The 2,300-nt window shown below is 67.1% G+C and carries 3 protein-coding genes; 2 read left to right on the top strand and 1 reads right to left on the bottom strand.

Translation table 11 applies throughout. The features are described 5' to 3' along the window. The coding region (locus VFL64_RS14780; RefSeq protein ID WP_489541146.1) for a tripartite tricarboxylate transporter substrate-binding protein at window positions 1-338 on the top strand (338 nt) is incomplete at its 5' end. A 1-nt stretch (window position 339) separates the two neighbouring features. Beyond that, a complete protein-coding gene (garD, locus tag VFL64_RS14775; RefSeq protein WP_489541145.1) occupies window positions 340-1,911 on the top strand; it encodes a galactarate dehydratase in 1,572 nt (523 codons plus the stop codon). 84 nt (window positions 1,912-1,995) lie between these two features. Here garD and VFL64_RS14770 read toward each other — a convergent pair. Next, a partial coding sequence (locus VFL64_RS14770; protein ID WP_489541144.1) for a hypothetical protein occupies window positions 1,996-2,300 on the bottom strand: 305 nt, incomplete at its 5' end.

Genomic DNA, 2,300 nt, shown 5'->3' with positions numbered 1-2,300 from the left:
ACATCCAGGCCGGCAAGGTGCGTGCGCTCGCCGTCACCTCGGCCGCGCGCAGCCCGGCGCTGCCCAGCGTGCCCACGCTGCAGGAGGCCGGCGTAGCCGGCTTCGACGTGGCGAGCTGGCAGGCGTTCTATCTGCCGGCGGGCACGCCGGCTGCGATCGTGCAGCGGCTCAACGCCGAGGTGGAGAAGATCCTCACCCAGCCCGACGTGAAGGCGAAGATGGATGGGCTCGGACTCGTTCACACGGCCAACACCCCGGAACAGTTCACCGCCTTTGGTCGCAGCGAGTTGGCGAAATGGACCCAGGTCGTCAAGGACGGCAAAGTCAAACCCGAGTGACATGAATCCCCTCTACATCGCCATGCACGAGCGCGACAACGTCGCGATCGTTGCCAACGACGGCGGCCTGCCTGCGGGCACCGTCTTCCCTTCGGGCCTGACGCTCGTCGACAAGGTGCCGCAGGGCCACAAGGTGGCGCTGGTCGACATCGCCGCCGGCGAGACCGTGCGCCGCTACAACGTGACCATCGGCCGTGCGGCGCGTGCCATCCCCGCCGGCAGCTGGGTGCACGAGCGCCTGCTCGAGATGCCCGAAGCGCGCTCGCTCGACGGTCTGCCCCTCGCGACCGTGAAGCCCGCACCGCAACCGCCGCTGGAGGGCTACACCTTCGAGGGCTACCGCAATGCCGACGGCTCGGTGGGCACGCGCAACATCCTTGCCATCACCACCACCGTGCAGTGCGTGGCCGGCGTGGTCGACTTCGCGGTGCAGCGCATCAAGCGCGAACTGCTGCCCAAGTACCCCCACGTCGACGACGTGGTCGGCCTGGAGCACACCTACGGCTGCGGCGTGGCCATCGACGCGCCGGACGCGCACATCCCGATCCGCACGCTGCGCAACATCAGCCTCAACCCCAACTTCGGCGGCGAGGTGATGGTGGTGAGCCTGGGTTGCGAGAAGCTGCAGCCCGAGCGCCTGCTGCCGCCGGGCTCGTTTGCCATCGTCGACGAGCGCAACGTGGCCGACGTGGGCGCGACAGAAGAGGCCAAGCTTGACGTGGTCTGCCTGCAGGACGAGGCGCACGTCGGCTTCATGTCCATGATCGATTCGGTGATGTCCACCGCCGAGGAGCACCTCGAACGCCTGAACGCGCGGCGGCGTGAGACCGTGCCGGCCAGCGAACTGGTGGTGGGCGTGCAGTGCGGCGGCAGCGACGCCTTCAGCGGCGTCACCGCCAACCCCGCGGTGGGCTTCTGCACCGACCTGCTGGTGCGCGCAGGCGCCACGGTGATGTTCAGCGAGAACACCGAGGTGCGCGATGGCATCGACCAACTGACCTCGCGCGCCAGCACGCCCGAGGTGGCCGAGGCCATGATCCGCGAGATGGCCTGGTACGACGCCTACCTGCGCAAGGGTCAGGTCGACCGCAGTGCCAACACCACACCGGGCAACAAGAAGGGCGGCCTGTCGAACATCGTCGAGAAGGCGATGGGCTCCATCGTCAAGAGCGGCAGTTCACCGATCTCGGGTGTGCTCTCACCCGGTGAGAAGGCGAAGCAAAAGGGGCTGATCTACGCCGCCACGCCGGCCAGCGACTTCATCTGCGGCACGCTGCAGCTGGCTGCCGGCATCAACCTGCACGTGTTCACCACGGGCCGCGGCACGCCCTACGGCTTGGCCGAGGTGCCGGTGATCAAGGTCGCCACGCGCAGCGATCTCGCGCGCCGCTGGCACGATCTGATGGATGTGAACGCCGGGCGCATTGCGGATGGCACAGCCACCATCGAAGAGGTGGGCTGGGAGCTCTTCCGCCTGATGCTCGACGTGGCCAGTGGCCGCAAGAAGACCTGGGCCGAGCAGTGGAAGTTGCACAACGCGCTGGTGCTGTTCAACCCGGCGCCGGTGACTTAACGGCCTTGTTGTCCGCTTCGCGTGGCTCGTTCTTCCTACTTCCAACGGGTGCGCCGGGAGTCCGCCCCGGCGGGCGGGTCACTTTCATTTGTCGCGCCAAATGAAAGTAACCAAAGCAAAGGCGCTCTTCATCTGGCCGAACTGCGTGGCTTGAGGTCTCCTCGGTCTGTCCTCGCCATGCCACAGGATCGGCCGAACATCTGCTGCGACCTCACTACGGCTCGTCTCGCCTCGCTTCGCATCGGCTTGATCACGGCAAAGCGAAGCGAGCCGAGACACGATGCCGAAGGCGAGCCTTCTCTTGGGCCCCTTGGTGAGCCGTCGAGCAGCGCAGGGCTTGGGGGCTGCGTGCGCCAGCACGCTTCGTCTTCTGACTTCGCGCCGCCTGT

The organism is Rhizobacter sp. (assembly GCF_035702065.1).
Classification (GTDB): Bacteria; Pseudomonadota; Gammaproteobacteria; order Burkholderiales; family Burkholderiaceae_C; genus Rhizobacter.
The sequence above is the reverse complement of the archived record's forward strand: the minus strand, read 5'-3'. Positions and strand labels throughout refer to the sequence as shown.

What these genes read in the sequence shown, in the direction of transcription:
- garD (WP_489541145.1), top strand. Translation starts at nt 340, where the DNA reads ATGAATCCCCTCTACATCGCCATGCACGAGCGCGACAACGTCGCGATC.